This window comes from Cedecea colo, from assembly GCF_011808225.1.
In the GTDB taxonomy this organism is placed as follows: domain Bacteria; phylum Pseudomonadota; class Gammaproteobacteria; order Enterobacterales; family Enterobacteriaceae; genus Dryocola; species Dryocola colo.
The window spans coordinates 198,655-218,893 of the sequence record NZ_SOYS01000006.1 but is presented as its reverse complement, the minus strand read 5'-3'; the positions used below and the strand labels follow the sequence as shown (position 1 = coordinate 218,893).

Here is a 20,239-nt window from a genome sequence, read left to right as displayed (position 1 = left end):
CGATAAGGAAAGTTGATATGGCCGTTTCAGCCGTGATGAGTCAAAACAGCAGCGCCGACGCCATAAAAAGCAGCAATAGCCTGGGAGGCAACGTCGAGGAGCTGATGAACAGCTTTATGACCCTCCTCGTGGCACAAATGCAAAACCAGGATCCCACCAATCCGATGGACAACAACCAGCTTACTTCACAGCTAACGCAGTTCCAGACTGCCGCAGGCGTCCAGCAGCTTAACGCCAGCGTAAATTCGATGGGGCTGCTGGTATCAGGCATGCAGCAGATGGATGCCAGCCAGTGGATAGGCCGCCATGTGTTAATCGAAGGCGAATCGACAATGTCGAACGTTGAGGAAGGCAATCAGCGGGGAGGCTTCTCGATTAGCAGCGATGCAGATACCGTCAACGTTATCCTGACCGATGCTCAGGGCAATGTTTATACCGCTGAACTAAAGGGTATGAAAGCGGGCGTTCATCAATTCACGCTGGGTGATTTAACCAATTTCCAGCCGGCCGATCCGCGCACCGTCGAAGACGGCAGCTTCAAAGTTTCCTACTCCGTTTCCAACGCAGATGGCAGCGTGCCAGAGATTGTTTCCCTGAAAAAATCGAAGGTGGAAAGCGTTGCCTTTACCCCGAGCGGCGCACTGCTACAGCTGGGCTTAGCGGGCACGGCCATGCTGGGCGATGTGTATCTCGTTGAATAAAGTCGGTTTTAACTTTTAGCTTTCAGGACTAACAATATGGGTTTTTCACAAGGACTTAGCGGATTAAGCTCCGCGTCGCAGGCGCTGGATGTGGTCGGCAACAATATTGCCAACTCCCAGACGGTGGGTTTTAAATCAGGCTCCATTGCTTTTGCCGATGTATTTGCCGGCTCCCAGATTGGCATGGGCGTTCAGGTTTCCAGCGTGAATCAGAATTTCAGCGATGGCGTGCTTGGCCAGGGCAACAGCAGCCTTGATATGGGGATTTCCGGTAACGGTTTCTTCCGTCTGGTGAACGACGCGGGCAGCGTGTTTTACAGCCGTAACGGTCAGTTCAAAAGTGATGAAAATGGTTTTATCGTCAATAACCAGGGCATGTATCTGACCGGCTATCAGGCGACGGGAACGCCGCCGACTATTCAGGCGGGTGCCGCGATCGGGCCAATCCAGATCCCCTCAGGCCAAATGCAGGCGCGTGCTTCTGATAGCGGTACGATGAAAGGCAACCTGGATTCCGGAACGAAAATTATCGATCCGGCGGGCAACCCTTTCGATCCTGCCGATTCAAAAAGCTACAGCTCGGTGACGCAGGTCGATGCCTACGACAGCCTGGGCAACAAACACACCGTTAACGTTTACTTTGTGAAAACGGCCAATAACAAATGGACGACGCATTCCAGCGATACCACCTCACCTAATCTGGATGCTGACGGTAAGCCTGTTTATCAGTTGATGGACATTGAATTTGACCCTTCCGGCCAGCTGGTGACCAACCCGGCAAAACTCAACGTGCAGGGCGCCTCTTATAACGGCGGCAGCGAGCTGAATTTTGATCTTGATATGGCAGGTATGACCCAGCAGGCAGCCGATACCGCAATGGATAGCCCGAGCACCGACGGTTATCCACCAGGCTTAATGAACGGCTATGTGGTCGGCGACAGCGGTGAAATTATTGCCTCTTATAGCAACGGGCAGAAACAGCTCCTGGGTCAGGTGGTGCTTAGCAACTTCACCAATCCCGGTGGCCTGGCTTCAGAAGGCAATAACTGCTGGTCTGAAACGCCGGTTTCCGGCCAGCCGGTTTCGGGCATTTCCGGCACGGGCAACCTGGGTACGCTGTACGGTAACCGCCTTGAGGCGTCGAACGTGGATCTGAGCAAGGAGATGGTCAACATGATCGTCTACCAGCGCAACTACCAGTCCAACTCCCAAACCATCAAAACGCAGTCTGAGCTTCTTCAGATTCTCTCAAACATGTCGTAAAGCGGGCTGATATGGATCGTGCAATTTACACCGCTTTGGGGGCAGCAAACGCAGCCCTCAGTCGCCAGGCGGTGACCTCGAATAATCTGGCAAATGTCTCCACGCCGGGGTTTCGTGCCCAGCTCATGGCCTGGCGCGCGGTGCCGGTTGACGGCCCGTCCATCCAGACGCGAACGCTTGTGGTCGGATCTACCCCTTATCACGATAACGCCATGGGGAGTATAAACCAGACCGGGCGCGGCCTGGACGTTGCTCTGCCGCAGGATGGCTGGCTTGCGGTGCAGCTGGCAGACGGCTCCGAGGCCTATACGCGCGATGGCAATATCGAGGTGGATAGCGAAGGCCAGCTTCGGGTGCGCGGTTTTCCGCTGCTCGGCGACGGCGGCCCGTTAACCGTGCCGCCACAATCCCAAATCACTTTCGCTCCTGACGGCACCATTACCGCACTTGGCGCGGGCGATGAGCCTACCGCATTGGCCCAGGTCGGGCGACTCAAACTGGTCAATGCTCCGATTCAGGCGCTGCAAAACGGTGATGACGGCCTGTTCCATTCCGTTGCTAATCCGGGGCAGCCCATGCCGGCAGATCTGGATATGAAGGTGGTGCCGGGCGCCATTGAAAGCAGCAACGTTAGTCCCGTAAAAGCGATGGTCGACATGATTGCCACGGCACGCAGTTTCGACATGCAAATGAAGGTCATCAGCACCGTTGATGACAACGCGAAGAACGCTAATCAGCTGCTGAGTACAGGCTAACGCTGATAAGGAGATATTTCTGATGATCCGTTCTTTATGGATTGCTAAAACAGGCCTTGAAGCACAACAGACCAATATGGATGTGATTTCAAACAACCTGGCAAATGTGAGTACCAACGGCTTTAAACGCCAGCGTGCCGTATTTGAAGATTTGCTATACCAGACGCTGCGCCAGCCCGGCGCACAGTCTTCCGAGCAGACTACTATTCCTTCGGGCCTGCAATTAGGTACCGGCGTGCGCCCGGTGGCAACCGAGCGTATTCACAGCCAGGGCAGCCTGACGCAGACCAATAACAGTAAAGATGTGGCGATCGACGGCAATGGATTTTTCCAGGTGCAGCTACCCGATGGTTCCACGGCCTATACGCGTGATGGGTCATTCCAGTTCGATCAGAATGGCCAACTGGTGACGGCCAGCGGTTACCCAATCCAGCCGGCTATCACCATCTCCCAGGATGCAAACACCCTGACGGTAGGGAAAGACGGTATCGTCAGCGTGACGATCGTTGGCCAGACCGCTCCGCAGCAGGTGGGACAGCTAACCTTAGCCACCTTTATTAACGACTCCGGCCTTGAGAGCACTGGTGAGAACCTTTATCGCGAAACCCAGTCTTCCGGCGCGCCAAATGAGTCCACGCCGGGCCTGAACGGGGCCGGCTCCCTTACCCAGGGCTACGTCGAAACCTCCAACGTGAACGTTGCTGAGGAACTGGTCAATATGATCCAGACGCAGCGCGCCTATGAAATTAACAGCAAAGCCGTTTCGACATCCGATCAGATGTTGCAGCGCCTGATGCAACTTTAACCGCACCGCTGAGCGCTGCCCGGGCTTAAACCCACGGGCGGCGGCCTGCGAGTCCTGACGGCAGCGAATGAAATGAAAGATCATCTCTTTTCCGATATGACCGGGACGCCGCTAAGTTCAGGGCGTGATGGCTTCAAACGCGTTCTGGTTCTGCTTGTCTGCGCTTTGCCGCTGGCTGGCTGCGCCTATATTCCGCATACGTCTTTAGTGGAAGGGCAGACAACGGCTAACCCGGCCCCGGCGGCGCCTGCCGCCGTCAACGGATCGGTTTTTCAAAGCGGACAGGCGATGAATTACGGCTACCAGCCGCTCTTTGAAGACCGTCGACCAAGAAATATCGGCGATACGCTGACTATTCTGCTGCAGGAAAACGTCAGCGCCAGCAAAAGCTCGTCGGCCAGCGCTTCCCGTGACGGCTCAACGGGGCTGGCTTTTGACGCGATGCCAAAAGCCCTCAGCGGTTTGTTTGGCGGCGACAGAGCTAACGCTTCTATCAACGGGAACAACGATTTTACCGGTAAAGGCGGCGCGGCCGCGCGGAACACCTTTAGCGGCACGATTACCGTCACGGTGAAGCAGGTGCTTGAAAACGGCAACCTCAGCGTAGTGGGTGAAAAACAAATCGCGATAAACCAGGGGACCGAATTTATCCGCTTCTCCGGCATCGTCAACCCGCGGACTATCAGCGGCAGCAACACGGTGATATCGACTCAGGTATCCGATGCCCGCATTGAATACGTTGGCAATGGTTACATTAATGAAGCGCAGCAGATGGGCTGGTTACAGCGTCTGTTCCTTAATCTCTCACCTTTTTAGTTAGCCGATATGAAAACTTCCCTCATCACTTTTTGCCTTAGCCTGTTCTGCGTTGGGCTGATTATTTCCCCTTTGCCATCGGCGCATGCCGAACGCATCCGGGATCTCACCTCGATTCAGGGCGTACGCAGTAACTCGCTAATGGGCTATGGCCTGGTGGTGGGGCTGGACGGTACGGGGGATCAGACCATGCAAACCCCTTTCACTACCCAGAGTCTGAATAACATGCTTTCCCAGCTGGGCATCACCGTTCCGCCCGGCACCAATATGCAGCTTAAAAATGTGGCTGCCGTTATGGTCACGGCTGAACTTCCTCCTTTTTCCCGTGCCGGAGAGAAAATTGACGTTGTGGTTTCCTCGATGGGTAACGCAAAAAGTCTGCGCGGCGGGACGCTGCTGATGACCCCGTTAAAAGGGGTGGATAACCAGATTTACGCCCTGGCGCAGGGCAATTTGTTGATGTCCGGTGCCGGTGCGCAAAGCGGCGGCAGCAGCGTGCAGGTTAACCAGCTAAACGGGGCGCGTATCAGCGGCGGCGCAACCGTAGAGCGTGAAGTACCGGTGAGTTTCGCCAGCCAGAATACGCTGTATCTGCGGCTCAACGACGGTGATTTCGGGCTTGTCCAGCAGGTAAGCGACGAGATAAACCGCCACTTGGGCAGCGGTACGGCAATAGCCGAAGATTCACGAGTGATAAGGCTGGTTGCCCCGATGAACAGCGCGGCGAAAGTGCGTTTTCTGGCGGAGGTGCAAAACCTGACGATTCGCCCGGGCGCAATGGAAGCCCGCGTGATCGTCAACTCCCGCACGGGATCGGTGGTAATGAACCGGCATGTAACGCTGGATGCCTGTGCCATTGCGCAGGGAGATTTAACCGTGGAGGTCGCGCGTAATACCCAAGTCAGCCAGCCGGATACGCCCCTTGCAGGCGGGCAAACCGTTGCGGCAACCGATACGCAGATTTCATTGCGTGAACAAAACGGCGCCCTGCAACGTGTGAACACCAGCGCCGATTTGAAACGCGTGGTGCGGGCGCTTAACAGCCTCGGGGCGACGCCGAATGATTTGATGTCCATTTTGCAGTCAATGAAAAGCGCCGGTTGCCTGCGCGCAAAACTGGAGACTAACTGATGAACAGCTCGGCTTTGACCCGGGGAGCGGCCTTTGATATTCGCAACCTGGAAGCGTTGAAACGTACTGCAAAAGAGGATCCCGGACAGGGACTGAAGGCTGCGGCTAAACAGATGGAAGGCCTGTTCGTACAGATGATGCTAAAGAGTATGCGCGATGCCACTTTCAAAGATGGGCTGTTCAATTCGCAGCAGTCAGAAATGTTCACCTCGATGTACGATCAGCAACTGGCGCAGAATATCGCTGAACAGGGCAATCTGGGGCTGGCTGAAGTATTGGTAAAACAAATGAGCGGCGAAGGGCAGAGTGCTACAGGCGCGACGTCAACGGCGCATACGCCGCTTTCTCTGAATAACGCCTCGTTTAAACGCATACCACAGCGGTTAAATACCGAAGATATTACCAGCCATGAAAAAGCAAGAACGGTGGACGAGGCAGGCTCCGGCGGCAAGAGTAGTGATTTTATCGCCCGAATGTTAGCCCCGGCGATGAATGCAGCAAAAAAAAGCGGCGTACCTCACCAGCTTATTATTGCGCAGGCTGCTCTGGAATCCGGCTGGGGTAATCAGGAAATACTTACCAAAGAAGGTAGGCCGAGCTACAACTTATTTGCTATTAAAGCGACCGACGGGTGGAAAGGAGAGACCACGGAAATAACCACCACGGAATATATACATGGCGTACCGCAAAAAGTGAGGGCGGCATTTCGCGTATATGGCTCCTATTCTGAAGCATTAGCGGACTATGCGGCACTGCTGACGCATAATCCTCGTTATCAGGACGTTACGCGTGCGGCCTCACCTGAGCATGCAGCGCGGGCCTTGCAGCGCGGCGGATATGCAACCGACCCGCAATATGCAAATAAATTAATATCAATTATCCAACAGGTTAAAAGTAATGTTAATCAGGCGTTAAATGCCTATAAAAACGATTTTTCTTCACTATTTTAGGATTATCGTTTCAGTTAATTCCGTTCGGTCCGATATATAAATTAACAGTAGGAATTTACTTGATTAATTTAAGGATTTTCTGCGCAGAAATTTAACGTGGGATGCTTATGAATCTTCTGAATTTAGCTCAATCGGGACTGGGTTCTGCTCAGTCGGCATTAAATGTCGTTGGTAATAATCTCAGTAACGCAATGACCAGCGGCTACAGTCGTCAGAGCATTATTTTTGGTGAAGCGGGAGGCAGAACCACGGGTAATGGTTTCTTCGGCTACGGTGTGCAGATTAACGGCGTAGAGCGTGCTTATAACGGCTTTATCAATAACCAGGTGCGTAGCGCTGCCACGGAATATCAGGCGCTGGCCAGCCGTTATGAACAACTAAGCCAGGTTGATAACATGCTGGGCGATGATACTTCTAACGTCTCCGTAGCGCTGAACAATGCTTTCGGCGCCATGGAAAAAATGAGCAGCGATCCGGTAAGTCTGGCTGCTCGTCAGGAAACGCTCTCGCAGTTTAAAGCGCTCGCTTACCAGTTTCAGTCCAACAGCAAAACGCTTAACGGACTGGAAAAAGGAAACAATACCCAGATTACGCAGACCGTTAATGTCATCAATGCCAGCGCTGAACAGCTTGCCAAACTGAACAGGGAAATCGAAAAGATTCAGGGACAGACGGGAACCCTGCCGGCCGACCTGCTCGATCAGCGCGATATCTTACTGGGTACGCTGAACGACCAGATTGGTATTCGCGTAACGGAAAACCCGACCACCGGTCGGGTCGATGTGACGATAGCAAACGGACTGCCGCTGGTTAACGGCGATCGTTCTTATGCTATGGAAGCCAGCGTCTCGCCGGCGAACCCTTCTGAAACGGTGGTCTATTACGTTGATGCTTCGGGTAACTCGCTGCCGCTGGATGAAGCAAAAATTACCACCGGCAAGCTTGCCGGTCTGTTTATGTTCCGTAATGAAGACCTTAAGGACGCGCGCAACCAGCTCAACCAGCTTGCCCTGCAAATGGCGAACCGCTTTAACGAAGTGAATCAGCAAGGTTACGACCTGAACGGCGCTGAGGGGCAGGCCATCTTCAATGTTACCGTCCCGGCGGCGCTGGCTAACCGTAATAACGGCGGCAATGCTTCACTGGGCGTGACCTACAGCAGCATCGCCGACGTCAGGCCGCAGGATTACATCATCACCTATAAAGGGCCGGGCGCCAGCGACTGGGAAGTGAAGACGAGCAGCGGCGGGGCAGTGGAAACGACGGCGGGTCCGGACGGCGAGCTTCAGTTTGATGGCCTTTCCATCAAGCCGCAGGGTAACCCGCAGGCCAACGACAGCTTTGTGCTCAACTCGGTATCAGGCGTTGCGGATAACCTGAGCGTGGCCATCGCAGACGGCAGCACGATCGCAGCTTCAAATTCACCGGATGCAAGCGAAGAGAGCAATAACGAAAACATCAAAAATCTGCTGGCGATTAAAAATGAAACCTTAATCGGTAAATCTACGCTCACCGAAGCGTACGCCAGCCTGGTTAGCTCCGTTGGTTCCTCTGTGACATCGCTCAAGGCCAACGCGGCGACCAGCGCCAAAACCGTTGACGCCATGCTGTATGAGCAACAGGCGGTTTCCGGGGTCGATCTTAACGAGGAGTACATTAATTTAACCATGTTCACTCAATACTATCAGGCAAACGCCCAGGTTCTGCAGACGGCGACAACACTGCTCGACACGATTTTAAGTATCCGCTAAGCACCGTTCACCTCGGCGGGTGAGGTGGGAAAGGTTAAGGAAAACACGATGCGTCTAAGCACCCAGTACATGTATCAAAACAATATCGACAGCTTATCTAAAGCGATGAGCAGCGGTAACGACATCTATATGCGTTTATCTGCCGGACAGATTTTGCTGAAACCTTCTGACGATCCGGCAGGGGCGTCCCAGGCGGTGATTTATCAGAACGCGCTGTCAAACATTAACCAGTTTGATACCGCACGTTTGTACGCTCAGGATGCGCTCGGGCAGGAAGACACTGCCCTTAATTCCGTTGCTAATCTGCTGACAAAAAACCTGGCGGAAAAGATTGTCGCTGGCGGTAACGGCACCTACTCAGACGCCGATCGTCAGGCTCTGGCGAAGGAGATCCAGGGTATCCGTGACAATATGCTGGATTTGGCGAACGGTAAAAACCAAAACGGCCGCTACATATTTTCCGGCTACAAGACTGGCGAAGCCCCCTTCCAGGCAGATGGCACCTACGTGGGTGGGGATACGGCGATGACGCAAAAGGTGGCGGAAAGCGCTGAAATAGCAGTAGGCCACACGGGCAAAAATGTTTTTATGAGCGGTACCGCGGACGATATTTTTACCGCATTGGATAAAGCCATTGCCGCGCTCAAACGGCCCGTTGAAGGCGATGCCGATCGCGAAGCGCTGCAAAGCACGCTGGACAGCGTCAATGCTTCTCTTAGCCGCGGCATCGATAACCTCGGTAAAATTCAGGCGGAAGTCGGCACCAGCCTGCAGCAAATTGAATCCCTTGGCTTTAGCGCACAGACGCAGAAGATCGCTTTACAGTCGCGTCTGCAACAAACCGTGGGGTCCGATCCGGATTCAATGATTACTCTGGTTTCACAATCAAAGATGAGCGAGTTCGCCCTGAACTCATCAATGATGGTTTTCCAGTCCATGCAGCAGATGTCGATTTTTAATATGTTGCGTTAATGTTGTTTTCTGTTTGAGATTTATTGCGCCAAATCGTTATTTATTAAATATCACCAAGCTAATCGACCTGGAGTGTTAATGATAAAATTTGGCGGAAGTAAAATTTCCTCAGAGGAAATAATATGCGCATAATATTTAAAAAAGCCTTATATACAGTAAAGATGAGGCGGAAATTCCATTACCCTTCCACCTTATTAAAATTGCTTGAATAATTTTTATTTCCTGCTGGGTGGTTAACTGTACTTTACCTACCGAAAAGAAAAATCCTATAATTAAAGTTTGTTGTAGTGAATGTTTAGCTTGCCGGATTTTTAGGGATATTTGTCAAGCTGCTCGTTAATGGACTGGTGGGATAATGGAAATATGAATGGTATCTATAACCCTAACGGCGTAGCAGATAAAAATGAACTGTGGATGAAATATAGTTCATTAGTGCGCCATGAAGCGCTTCGTCTGCAGGCTCGTTTGCCAGCGAGCGTAGACCTTGACGATCTTATTCAGGCGGGGTCTGTTGGTCTGCTTGCCGCAATTGATGATTTTGATCCCGGCAAAGGTATTACGCTGGGAAATTATATTACCCAGCGCGTGCGTTGGGCATTACTGGATGAGCTTCGTGAAAGGGATTGGGTGCCAAGGCGAGTGCGCCGCAACGCCCGGGAGATTGTCGCCGTTATACAAAAAATTGAGCAAAGTACCGGTATGGCGGCCTCTGAGAACGATGTAGCCGCCGCAATGGGCATAACGATACGCGAATATCAGCAGATGCTGGCAGATACCAACAGCAGTCAGCTTTTTTCGCTGGAAGAGTTGCAGGAGGAATCTGCAGATGGCTTTGAACAACCCGATGCGCAACACGAAAAATTAAATCCATTAAATAATCTGATGATAAAAAAGCTCATCAGTCAGATATCGGTTGAAATCAGCGCGCTGCCAGAACGCGAACAATTGTTATTGAATCTCTATTACCAGCAAGAACTTAATATGAAAGAGGTTGGCGTATTGTTGGGCATCACGGAGACCCGCGTTAGTCAATTGCACAGTCATGCGATAAAAAGGTTACGGGCGCGACTGGCGTCGGATAAATAATGTTTAAAGAGCTTGTTTAGCCCATTTTCACAGCATTAAGGCACTTTTTGTTTATTATTCTGTTACATTCTTCGATGTAATGATTGTTTTAATGTGCTACCGATTTATTCCCTGATGGATATAACAAAGGTAAAAACATAATGCATCTCGATGAGCAACTGCAAAGTATTCACGATATTAACTTATCTTATCTGCTATTAGCCCAGCAGTTAATCAGAGAAGATAAATTCGCCGCGGGTTTTCGTCTCGGATTGACCGAGGCGACGATAGACACTTTAAAAGATTTATCCCTGCCCCAGCTTATTAAGCTTGCTTCGACGAACCAGTTAATCTGTCGTCTGCGGGTTGATAATGAAATTGTCATTGAGCATTTGACTAAAGATTCGCGTATTGAAGCCTTACAACAAATGCACACCGGCATCATCTTATCAACCAATCTGCTGAATTCGCTTGCGGAAGAAAGCATTCCTGCGGCCTGAAGGGGATGAACCATGTCTGAAAAAAGTATTTTAGATGAAATTAAAGAAATCCATATAGCAATGGCTTTGATTTCCTTTGGCGCTCGTATGCAGGTTCTGGAAAGCGAAACGAGCTTAAGCCGCAGAAGATTACTCCGGCTATATAAAGAATTACGAGGATGCCCTCCGCCCAAGGGAATGCTGCCCTTTTCCGAAGACTGGTTTATGTCGTGGGAGCAGAATATTCATTCATCCATGTTCTATAACATTTTTCTTTATCTGCAAAAAACCGAAGGGTGCCGTCCTATTGAGGCGATGGTAAAAGCCTATCGCCTGTATCTGGAACAGTGTCCGGGCATCGCGGATGAGAAGCCAGTACTCGGGCTTACAAGGGCCTGGACCCTGCTGCGCTTTATTGATTGCGGAATGATTGAGCATACGAAGTGTTGCGTCTGTCAGGGCTGGTTTGTGGCATCCACGGAGCATGCTAAAGGCCCGTTTACCTGTAGCCTGTGCAGCCCGCCATCGCGCGCCATAAAGAAAAGTAAGGTGTATGACTTAACCGCTGGGCAAAACGTATAAAGCATCTGATAACCGTAGGCCACCCATAAGGATATTACCGCCCTGTTATTACCATGAATGATATGAAGGTTACCCGTGCAAAGGATGCTGGTAACCAGCTACAGGGTGTGATGAAGATTTTTATTCCAGCAAGGAGTTCATGTGTTAGTCATTATTGGTTATGCGGTAATCATTTTGACCGTATTTGGTGGATATGGTTTATCCGGTGGGCACTTTGCTGCGCTATTTCAACCAATCGAAGTCCTTATTATTGGTGGGGCGGGGGTCGGCGCGTTTATCGTAGGGAATAATGGTAAGTCCATCAAGGCCACGATGAAGGTGCTCCCGCATCTGATGAAGGGGTCGTCCTATAGCAAAGCCCTGTATTTGGATCTCATCGGCGTGATGTATTTATTGCTGCACAAAAGCCGCCAGAGCGGGACGATCTCCCTGGAAAATGATATTGAAGACCCGCAAAACAGCCCTATTTTTTCCGCCTATCCCCGGCTGCTGGCCGACGCCGTACTGATGAATTTTATGCTCGATTACCTGCGGCTGATGATCAGCGGCAGCATGAATGCTTTCGAGCTGGAAGCGTTGATGGATGAGGAAATTGAAACCTGCGAGCATGAACATGAAGTCCCGGCCAGCAGCCTTAACAGCGTAGGCGATGCCCTGCCGGCGTTCGGTATCGTTGCTGCGGTCATGGGAGTAGTAAACGCGCTCGCCGCCGCGGACAGGCCGGCGGCCGAGCTGGGCGAACTGATTGCCCACGCGATGGTGGGGACCTTCCTGGGGATACTGCTGGCGTATGGATTTGTCCTGCCGTTGGCTACCCTTCTGCGCCAGAAAAGCAGCGAGCAGATTAAGATGCTGCAGTGCATCAAAATTACGCTTCTGTCCAGCATCCACGGTTATGCGCCGCAAATTGCCGTCGAGTTTGGCCGCAAAATTCTGTATAGCACCGAGCGCCCTTCCTTTATAGAGCTGGAGGACCATGTTCGGCAGGTAAAATCAGTCTCCAGTAGCGCCTCGTCGGACAGCGGCTCGTCGGACAGCGCCTCATGAGTAAAAACGGGCAGTCGCTGATTGTCGTGCGCAAGAAGAAAAGCCATAAGCACGGCCATCACGGCGGCTCATGGAAAATTGCCTATGCGGATTTTATGACGGCAATGATGGCTTTCTTCCTGGTGATGTGGCTGCTGGCGACCTCCTCGCCGCAGCAGCGTCAGCAGATCGCGGAATATTTCAATATGCCGCTCAAGGCCGCGCTAAGCCAGGGCAATAAAGACAGCCTGAGCGACAGCGTGATCCCAGGCGGCGGAGATGACGTCATCAAGCAGAGCGGTGAGGTGTTTAAGCAGACTCTGAGAAAAATCGATCGTGAAAAGAGCGTGCAAAATTTAAAGCGCGCGTTGGATAAGCTGGAAAGCCTGATCAAGAACGATCCCCGTCTGAGCAATTACGCCGCCAACCTGCGCCTGTCGCTAAGCGATGATGGTCTGTTAGTTCAGATTCTTGACACCCAGGACCGACCGATGTTCCGGGTCGGTGGCGTGCGGCTGGAACCTTATATGGTTGGCATTCTCCAGAGTCTGGCACCGGTACTCAACGAATTGCCGAACCTCATCAGTCTCACCGGGCATACGGATTCTCTGCCGTATGCCGGCGGTAGCGCCGGTTACAGCAACTGGGAGCTTTCCGCAGACCGTGCTAACGCCTCGCGTCGCACGCTGGTCGCCGCAGGCCTTTCTCCGGACAAATTTATGCGCGTGACGGGAACCGCAGACATTATGGTGCTGGAAAATACCCAGCCCACCGATCCGTCGAACCGACGTATCAGCATTCTGGTGCTAAGCCGGGAAAAAGAGAAAAGCATCAGGCGCGAATACACCTCACAAAACATCGTTTCGGCTATGCAGCAGATAGAACAGACGCAAGCGCAGCTTAAAACGGTGGCGTCCCCGCCGGGGATTGAGCAAACGGGGTCCGCAATACTAAACCAGGAAAAGGTTGAGCAAGATGGACGTAAGTGATTTTTATCAGACTTTCTTTGCCGAAGCAGATGAATTACTGGCTGATATGGAGCGGCATCTTTTAGAGCTGGATTGTGCCAGCCCGGACAAGGAGATGATGAATGCGATTTTCCGTGCGGCGCACTCTATTAAAGGCGGAGCCGGAACGTTCGGTTTTAGCGTGCTGCAGGAGACCACGCATTTAATGGAGAATCTGCTGGATGATGCCCGCTGCGGAGAGCTTCCGCTCAACAGCGATATTATTAATCTGTTTCTGGAGAGTAAGGACATCATGCAAGAGCAGCTTGACGCGTATAAATTATCCCAGGAGCCCGATCAGGAAAGTTTTCGGTATATCTGTGATGCTTTGCGACAGATTGCGCTTGAGGCCAAAGCCCAACAGGAAGGCGGTGCAGCGCTCGCACCGGCTGAGCCAGCCCAGGCAGACTCCGCAGCGACCGTAAAAAATGCGCAGGCCTTATTGCAAATCACGCTTAGCGCGCTTAAAGAGTCGGAAAAGACGATTCTGCTTGAAGAGCTGGAAAACCTTGGTGAGCTGGAAGGCCACGAGCTTTTTGACGATCGGGTAGTGGCTAAGTTACGCACCACAACATCGCCGGATGATATTTTCGCCGTGCTTTGTTTTGTGGTTGAGCCGGAACAGATTGAGATTACGGAAATTGCCGGGCAGGCAACGACGCCAGCCGTGGTTAAAAGCGGTGAAACTGCTTTGTCCGCCGTCGCGGAAAATCCGACTGAAGTCAGCACGTCGCCTGCGAAAATAGCCGTGTCCAGACCTAAACCCGCTGCCAGAACGCATAGCGTAGAGTCCAGCAGTATTCGCGTGGCGGTGGAGAAGGTCGATCAGATAATCAACCAGGTCGGCGAGCTAATTATCACCCAGGCGATGCTGTCGCAGCTTTCCGGCACCCTCGACCCGGCAGTCCACGACACGCTCATCAGCAGCATCGCCCAGATGGACCGCAACGCGCGTGACCTGCAGGAGTCGGTAATGTCCATCCGCATGATGCCGATGGAGTACGTCTTCAGCCGCTTCCCGCGTCTGGTGCATGACCTTGCCGGCAAGCTCGATAAAGAAGTGGAGCTGACCTTACGTGGTGGTTCGGCCGAACTGGATAAGAGTCTTATTGAAAGGATCATCGATCCGCTGACCCACCTGGTGCGTAACAGCCTCGATCACGGTATTGAATCGGCAGAGGTTCGTCGGGAGAAAGGAAAGCCGGAGAAAGGCAATCTTATTCTGTCGGCCGAGCATCACGGCGGCAACATTGTCATTGAAGTGATTGATGACGGGGCAGGGCTTAACCGTGAAAAGATCCTCGCGCGTGCTAAATCACAGGGTCTGACGCTTAGCGATAACATGAGCGACGACGAAGTCTGGATGCTTATCTTTGCCGCCGGGTTCTCAACGGCCGAGAAAGTCACCGACGTTTCCGGGCGCGGTGTTGGCATGGACGTGGTGCGTCGAAATATCCAGGAAATGGGGGGACACGTTGAGATTAGATCCGAACAGGATAAAGGCTCCGCCATCCGCATCATCCTGCCGTTGACCCTCGCTATCCTTGATGGGATGTCGGTGAAGGTCGGCGACGAAATTTATGTGTTGCCGCTCGGTACCGTTATGGAGTCGCTCAAGCCGAATAAAAGCGAACTTTACCGTATGGCGGGCGACGAGCTTATGCTGCAGGTACGCGGCGAATATATGCCGCTTATCGAGCTCTATCAAATATTTGACATCAATAGCGATGCGCTTCAGGCCAGCGAGGGGGTCGCGGTGATCCTACAAAGTGCGGGTAACCGCTATGCGCTGCTGGTCGACCAATTGATTGGTCAGCATCAGGTGGTGGTGAAAAACCTCGAACTTAATTACCGCAAAGTTCCGGGTATCTCAGCGGCAACAATCCTTGGCGACGGCAGCGTAGCGCTCATTCTGGATGTTGCGGCACTGGTCTCGCTTTGCAAAAACAAGCGATTGGTTAATAACAACAACTTATTGTTGAATCAGTGAAGGTGAGCTAATGAGTTTCTCAGCATCAGAACAGCAGTTCGATGAAAAAAATATTGGCCAGGAATACCTGGTATTTACCCTGGGCGAAGAAGAGTACGGTCTTGAAATCCTCAAGGTTCAGGAGATCCGCGGTTATGACCGGGTGACGCGTATTGCCAATACGCCAGACTTTATTCTGGGAGTAACAAACCTGCGTGGCGTAATCGTGCCGATTGTGGATTTACGCGTGAAGTTTGATTTGCAGGTCACCGAATTCAATGCAAACACGGTTATTATTATCCTCAACTTTGCCGATCGTGTAGTGGGCGTTATCGTTGACGGTGTATCAGACGTTATTTCAATGAATAACGGTCAGATCAGGCCAGCTCCGGATTTTTCAGTCACCCTTTCTACGGAATACCTTTTGGGTTTAGGGACCATCGATGAACGTATGTTGATTCTGGTTGATATCGAAAAGTTGCTGAACAGCGAAGAGATGGAACTGGTCGAAAAAATAGTAGAAACCGCCCACGAGTAAAAAGTTTTGCATGCCATACAAAGGCCTGTCGTGATTGAATTGACGACAGGCTTTATTTATTCCGCGCGTTGTAACGCTCAGGAGGCAGAAGTGAAATAACTCTGGCCCTGCAGCAGATCAGCTCCCCCGTTCAGCCAGGCGCTGCGTCCGATCTCCCTTTGTACCTCTTCGACACCAAATCTGCTATCTACCATCATGACGAGTCCCGACGGTGTTGAAATCATCTATGGCGAACCGCAAGCCTGCGGCCTGCATCTTCTGAATGCTGTTCAGCGCCAGGGCAGTCAAGCGTTCGTTAACTTCAGGCAACCTGTTAAAGCGGCCAGAAAAATGACAGGCCGAGTTATTTAAGGCCGGACGGCATAAAATATAATTCCCTGAATTTAAATGGGAATTTACCTATCCAGCTATGCGCTGCGGCTGCCTTTGCTATACAAATTAAGCTGCATTTTGTACAAGCCGCCAACAATAGAATAAGCGTGCAGAGATGCCGCTACTTAAATAATTACCGGAAAGTGGGCGTGAATAAATGAAAAAACCTGGCCCGAAAGGGCCAGGTTTGCTTGCGACGGAGAAAGAATTAACGCAGCAGGGACAGAACGTTCTGTGGAACCTGGTTTGCCTGCGCCAATACGGAGATACCGGCAGACTGCAGGATGTTCGCACGGCTCATCTCAGAAACTTCAGAGGCGAAGTCTGCATCCATGATACGTGAACGGGATTCGCTCAGATTATTCACGGTGCTGTTCAGGTTGCTGATTACAGATGCGAAACGGTTCTGGGTGGCGCCCAGACCGGAACGCATTTCATCAACTTTTGACATTGCGCTATCGATAGCCGACAGAGGATTCACCTGGGCAAGCAGAGCCGCATCATCGGTATTAGTAATATCCAGATCCGCACCTCTGGTAAGCGTAAATGCAGCACCAGCGGCAGCCACGGCTCCTGGCGTCATGCTGGCAGCAACTTTGGTACCATCGGCTTTGGTGCCAACGGCGACGAATGCGGTACCGCCGGCCCCGTCATTCACCGAATAAATATCACCCTTACCCTCTGCGCCGAAGAGTGCAGTTTTGGCTGTTGTAAGGGCTGTCTCAGTGATTCCAGCGCTTGTAAAACCAGTGCCACTGTCTGTATAGGTGCCATCTACGCTAAGCCTGGTGGCCACATGACTGATATCAAAACCTCCCATCCCCAGGGTCGCGGCGCTGGTTTCGCTTAGGTTGATATCGATAGTCTGGCCATCGTTTGCACCGACCTGGATGCTCAGCGTCTGGTCTTTGCTCAGCACTTTAACGCCGTTGAATTCGGTCTGTTCAGAGATACGGTTGATCTCTGCCAGACGGGCGTCGATTTCGTCCTGAATAGACTGACGGTCAGAGTCGGAGTTAGTTCCGTTCTGCGCCTGTACGGTCAGACGACGAATGTTCTGTAAGTTGTCGTTGACTTCATTCAGCGCGCCTTCGGTGGTTTGCGAAATGGAGATACCATCGTTGGCGTTACGGGAGGCCTGGGTCAGACCGGTAATATTCGCGGTAAAGCGGTTGCTGATAGCCTGACCGGCAGCATCGTCTTTTGCGCTATTGATACGCATACCGGAAGACAGACGTTCGATAGAAGTACCCAGGGCAGACTGAGACTTGTTCAGATTATTCTGCGCAACGAGGCTCAGGGAGTTAGTATTAATTACCTGCGACATATTTTTTCCTCTTTCTTAATTAACTTAGCAACACTTCAATGTGGAGCCCAATATTTCCATGCGTTGTTCTGTTCGCATAATATGAATATCGGCGCGAAAAAAATTCTCTAAAAATTTTTTGGTGGTTTTTGTTTTTTTACTTGTCTTTTATTTAAGACCTTTTCCTGGACCTGAGTGCCTTGCCGTTACGCATAAGAGAAGGCGGTATTCAATTACGTTAAGACAGGTATGTTGTTAATAGGAAAAACTCCCCATTCATTGAATTGCGCGCATTTTTGTTAGCATATCGGCCTATTGCGATGGTGAGATTAAAAACAGGCGAGGCTACCTTTTTTATTGGTTGAACAGGCTCCATGATTGTTTTATGGCGGCCCTGTAAGTTGTTCCTGTTCTGATAAAAAATTAAACTTTATGGCATAAGCACCGATAGAAAACACAATGGCGAATAAAAAAATTCAATTTATGCCATAAAGGAGAATTATATGGCTTCTATATCATCATTGGGTATCGGCTCAGGGCTGGATACAACGGTTATGCTGGCGCAGATTAAAGCTGGTGAGCAGACCCGGTTAAGCCCTTATACCGCTTTGCAAAGCAGCTATAAGGCCAAAGTATCAGCGTGGGGTCAGGTCTCCAGCGGGCTTTCAACCTTGCAGGGAACGGTAAAAAAACTTACCGGTGATGCGTTTAATACCCTGACGGTAAGCACCAATAAGGCATTTACCGCGACGGCGTCGTCGACGGCTCGCGCTGACACCCACTCGGTCACCGTGCTCAACCTTGCCACTTCGCATAAGTTAAAAACCGACAATAGCTTCGACAATCAGCACAGGCAGTTGGGTTCTGCGACCGAAGGGGAAGAACGCACCGTGACTATCGCCCAGCAAGACGGTAGCAAGATGCAGGTCACGCTCAGGGACGATGAAACCTCGCTGAGCCAGATTGCTAAAGCGGTTAACGCGGCGAAAGGCGACGTTGCCGCCACCGTACAGCGTACCGACGATGGCTATCAACTGGTGCTGAGTTCCAGAACCACCGGAACGGATGGAAAAATGACCGTCAGCGTAGAAGGTGATGCCGTCCTGGATGCCGTGCTGAACAGCGCCAATCTGCATGAGGTCTCTGCGGCAGAAGATGCAAAACTTATCGTCGATGGCAGTGAATACACCCGCTCAAGCAACAGCGTTACCGATATCCTTGACGGTATCACTCTGACCCTGACAGCACCCTCTGAAGATAATAAATCAGAACAGCTGACCCTGACGCAAAACACCAGCGCAATTAAAAGCACGTTGCAGGATTTTGTTAAGCAGTACAATGGCTTACTGACGTCTACAACCAGCCTGAGTAAATATGTTCCTTATGATTCCTCTCACTTAGCCGATGCCGATGTGGCCACGCAAAACGCGCAGAACGGTGCTCTTATGGGCGATTCTACGCTACGTGGACTGGTGAGCGAGATTCGCTCGGCGGTGAATGCCGTTTATGGCGAATCGGAGGCTGACTATGCCTCGCTTGCGGATCTCGGTATAAAAATCGATGCCTCAACCGGGCAGATGACGCTGGATGAGAAAAAGATCGATGAGGCGATTGCCGATAGCCCAAATGGTATTGCCACGATGTTTACGGGAAGCGGTGACAGGGCTGGTCTTGCCGACGCGCTTGGCGCAATTATTACCCTGTATATAGGCGATACCGACAAGAAAACTGACGGCATCATCAAAACTTCGACCGAAGGGCTGACCGCACAGGCCGATCGGATGCAGGAACAGATTGATAAAACGCAGCGTTTAATCGACGCGTCCGTTGAGCGCTATCGCGTGCAGTTCCAGAACCTGGATACCACCATGTCTAAGCTGAACAGCATGAACTCGCAGCTTTCCGGCATTCTGGCTACGTTGTAAAAATTTTTTAATCCTTTGTTTCTCCGGGCAGGAGCGTCGATACCTTCTGCCTCTTTATTACGGAGCCTGTTATGTACGCAAGGCAAGGCATACAAGCCTATGCTCAGGTTGATTTGCAAAGTCAACTGGCGGGGGCAACACCACATCAGCTTATTACGATGCTGTTTGACGGTGCGCACAACGCAATTTTACGCGCAAAGATTTATTTCGAAACCGGGAACCTGGCCCGGCGCGGAGAGATGATTTCTAAAGCCATCAATATTATTGATAATGGCCTTCGCGCCTCACTCGATCATCAAAAGGGTAAAGCGATCGCTCAGGAAATGGAAATGCTCTATGAATATATGTCGCGTACCCTGCTGGAATGCAATTTGCACAATAATCCGGAGAAGCTCGCTCACGTTGATGAGCTACTGATGAATCTCGCCACGACATGGAAGGAAATCGATCCCCAGCTTAAGCAGGCAAAAAATGACTAAAGCCCTTATCAACGATTATGAAAGTGTTTATCAGCTAAATTTAAAATTGCTTGAGATGGCACGCCTGGGCGAATGGCAGAGGTTTATTGAGCTGGCGGAAAATTACGTCATTAGGCTACAACAGGTTATTAATAATCATCCTGAGATCCTGACCTCAGGCGAGCAGGAAGCGATCCGTATTCTGATAGAAAAATTGATTGAGAATGAGGCCGAAATAATAAAAAAGCTGAAAAACCGCCTTGGTGCTTTAAAAACGGACATCTCATCGCTCAATCGCGGAAAAAAATGTAGCCTGGCTTATTCTGCAAATTTTACGACGACCCTGCAATAAACTGCGACCGCAATAT

Annotated in this window: 20 protein-coding genes; 19 read left to right on the top strand and 1 reads right to left on the bottom strand. The window is 51.3% G+C overall.

Features of this window, described 5'->3' with window-relative positions; translation table 11 throughout:
• Positions 1 to 17: 17 nt before the first annotated feature.
• The 16 genes from E2L00_RS14410 to cheW all read left to right on the top strand — a co-directional run bounded on the left by E2L00_RS14410 (position 18) and on the right by cheW (position 15,810).
• A complete protein-coding gene (locus tag E2L00_RS14410; protein WP_167612764.1) occupies positions 18 to 701 on the top strand; it encodes a flagellar hook assembly protein FlgD in 684 nt (227 codons plus the stop codon).
• Between the two features lie 36 nt (positions 702 to 737).
• The gene (flgE, locus tag E2L00_RS14405) at positions 738 to 1,964 is read left to right on the top strand and encodes a flagellar hook protein FlgE (protein ID WP_167612762.1); all 1,227 of its coding nucleotides are present in this window, start codon (positions 738 to 740) and stop codon (positions 1,962 to 1,964) included.
• 11 nt (positions 1,965 to 1,975) lie between these two features.
• Entirely contained in the window at positions 1,976 to 2,719 is a 744-nt protein-coding gene (locus E2L00_RS14400; RefSeq protein WP_167612760.1) for a flagellar basal body rod protein FlgF, read from the top strand.
• Positions 2,720 to 2,741: 22 nt separating this feature from the next.
• A complete protein-coding gene (flgG, locus tag E2L00_RS14395; RefSeq protein ID WP_167612758.1) occupies positions 2,742 to 3,524 on the top strand; it encodes a flagellar basal-body rod protein FlgG in 783 nt (260 codons plus the stop codon).
• A 96-nt stretch (positions 3,525 to 3,620) separates the two neighbouring features.
• The gene (locus E2L00_RS14390; RefSeq protein WP_167612875.1) at positions 3,621 to 4,340 is read left to right on the top strand and encodes a flagellar basal body L-ring protein FlgH; all 720 of its coding nucleotides are present in this window, start codon (positions 3,621 to 3,623) and stop codon (positions 4,338 to 4,340) included.
• A gap of 9 nt (positions 4,341 to 4,349) precedes the next feature.
• Entirely contained in the window at positions 4,350 to 5,471 is a 1,122-nt protein-coding gene (locus tag E2L00_RS14385) for a flagellar basal body P-ring protein FlgI (RefSeq protein WP_167612756.1), read from the top strand.
• A complete protein-coding gene (gene flgJ / locus E2L00_RS14380) occupies positions 5,471 to 6,421 on the top strand; it encodes a flagellar assembly peptidoglycan hydrolase FlgJ (protein WP_167612754.1) in 951 nt (316 codons plus the stop codon). Before E2L00_RS14385 ends, flgJ begins: the two co-directional genes overlap by 1 nt.
• A gap of 107 nt (positions 6,422 to 6,528) precedes the next feature.
• Entirely contained in the window at positions 6,529 to 8,172 is a 1,644-nt protein-coding gene (gene flgK, locus E2L00_RS14375; RefSeq protein WP_167612752.1) for a flagellar hook-associated protein FlgK, read from the top strand.
• A 48-nt stretch (positions 8,173 to 8,220) separates the two neighbouring features.
• Positions 8,221 to 9,144, top strand: coding sequence for a flagellar hook-associated protein FlgL (flgL, locus tag E2L00_RS14370; RefSeq protein ID WP_167612750.1), 924 nt, complete (start codon positions 8,221 to 8,223; stop codon positions 9,142 to 9,144).
• A 363-nt stretch (positions 9,145 to 9,507) separates the two neighbouring features.
• Complete coding sequence (locus tag E2L00_RS14365; protein ID WP_167612873.1) at positions 9,508 to 10,230, top strand: RNA polymerase sigma factor FliA; 723 nt, start codon at positions 9,508 to 9,510, stop codon at positions 10,228 to 10,230.
• Between the two features lie 140 nt (positions 10,231 to 10,370).
• Positions 10,371 to 10,709, top strand: a complete 339-nt coding sequence (gene flhD, locus E2L00_RS14360) for a flagellar transcriptional regulator FlhD (protein ID WP_201279430.1) — start codon at positions 10,371 to 10,373, stop codon at positions 10,707 to 10,709.
• Between the two features lie 12 nt (positions 10,710 to 10,721).
• Positions 10,722 to 11,270 (top strand): flagellar transcriptional regulator FlhC, encoded by a 549-nt coding sequence (flhC, locus tag E2L00_RS14355; RefSeq protein WP_167612748.1) that lies wholly within the window; start codon positions 10,722 to 10,724, stop codon positions 11,268 to 11,270.
• 141 nt (positions 11,271 to 11,411) lie between these two features.
• Positions 11,412 to 12,317, top strand: a complete 906-nt coding sequence (motA, locus tag E2L00_RS14350; RefSeq protein ID WP_167612746.1) for a flagellar motor stator protein MotA — start codon at positions 11,412 to 11,414, stop codon at positions 12,315 to 12,317.
• Complete coding sequence (motB, locus tag E2L00_RS14345; RefSeq protein WP_167612744.1) at positions 12,314 to 13,285, top strand: flagellar motor protein MotB; 972 nt, start codon at positions 12,314 to 12,316, stop codon at positions 13,283 to 13,285. Before motA ends, motB begins: the two co-directional genes overlap by 4 nt.
• Positions 13,272 to 15,293 carry a chemotaxis protein CheA gene (cheA, locus tag E2L00_RS14340; RefSeq protein WP_167612742.1) on the top strand — a complete coding sequence of 674 codons (2,022 nt, stop codon included), beginning with the start codon at positions 13,272 to 13,274 and terminating at the stop codon, positions 15,291 to 15,293. Before motB ends, cheA begins: the two co-directional genes overlap by 14 nt.
• A gap of 10 nt (positions 15,294 to 15,303) precedes the next feature.
• The gene (gene cheW / locus E2L00_RS14335; protein ID WP_167612741.1) at positions 15,304 to 15,810 is read left to right on the top strand and encodes a chemotaxis protein CheW; all 507 of its coding nucleotides are present in this window, start codon (positions 15,304 to 15,306) and stop codon (positions 15,808 to 15,810) included.
• A 580-nt stretch (positions 15,811 to 16,390) separates the two neighbouring features.
• Here cheW and E2L00_RS14330 read toward each other — a convergent pair.
• Entirely contained in the window at positions 16,391 to 17,509 is a 1,119-nt protein-coding gene (locus tag E2L00_RS14330) for a FliC/FljB family flagellin (RefSeq protein WP_167612739.1), read from the bottom strand.
• 482 nt (positions 17,510 to 17,991) lie between these two features.
• Between E2L00_RS14330 and fliD the strand changes: the two genes are divergently transcribed.
• The 3 genes from fliD to E2L00_RS14315 all read left to right on the top strand — a co-directional run bounded on the left by fliD (position 17,992) and on the right by E2L00_RS14315 (position 20,223).
• Positions 17,992 to 19,413 (top strand): flagellar filament capping protein FliD, encoded by a 1,422-nt coding sequence (gene fliD, locus E2L00_RS14325; RefSeq protein ID WP_167612737.1) that lies wholly within the window; start codon positions 17,992 to 17,994, stop codon positions 19,411 to 19,413.
• A 71-nt stretch (positions 19,414 to 19,484) separates the two neighbouring features.
• Positions 19,485 to 19,892, top strand: coding sequence for a flagellar export chaperone FliS (fliS, locus tag E2L00_RS14320; RefSeq protein WP_167612735.1), 408 nt, complete (start codon positions 19,485 to 19,487; stop codon positions 19,890 to 19,892).
• A complete protein-coding gene (locus tag E2L00_RS14315; protein WP_167612733.1) occupies positions 19,885 to 20,223 on the top strand; it encodes a flagellar protein FliT in 339 nt (112 codons plus the stop codon). The genes fliS and E2L00_RS14315 overlap by 8 nt, the downstream gene beginning before the upstream one ends.
• Positions 20,224 to 20,239: the final 16 nt, after the last annotated feature.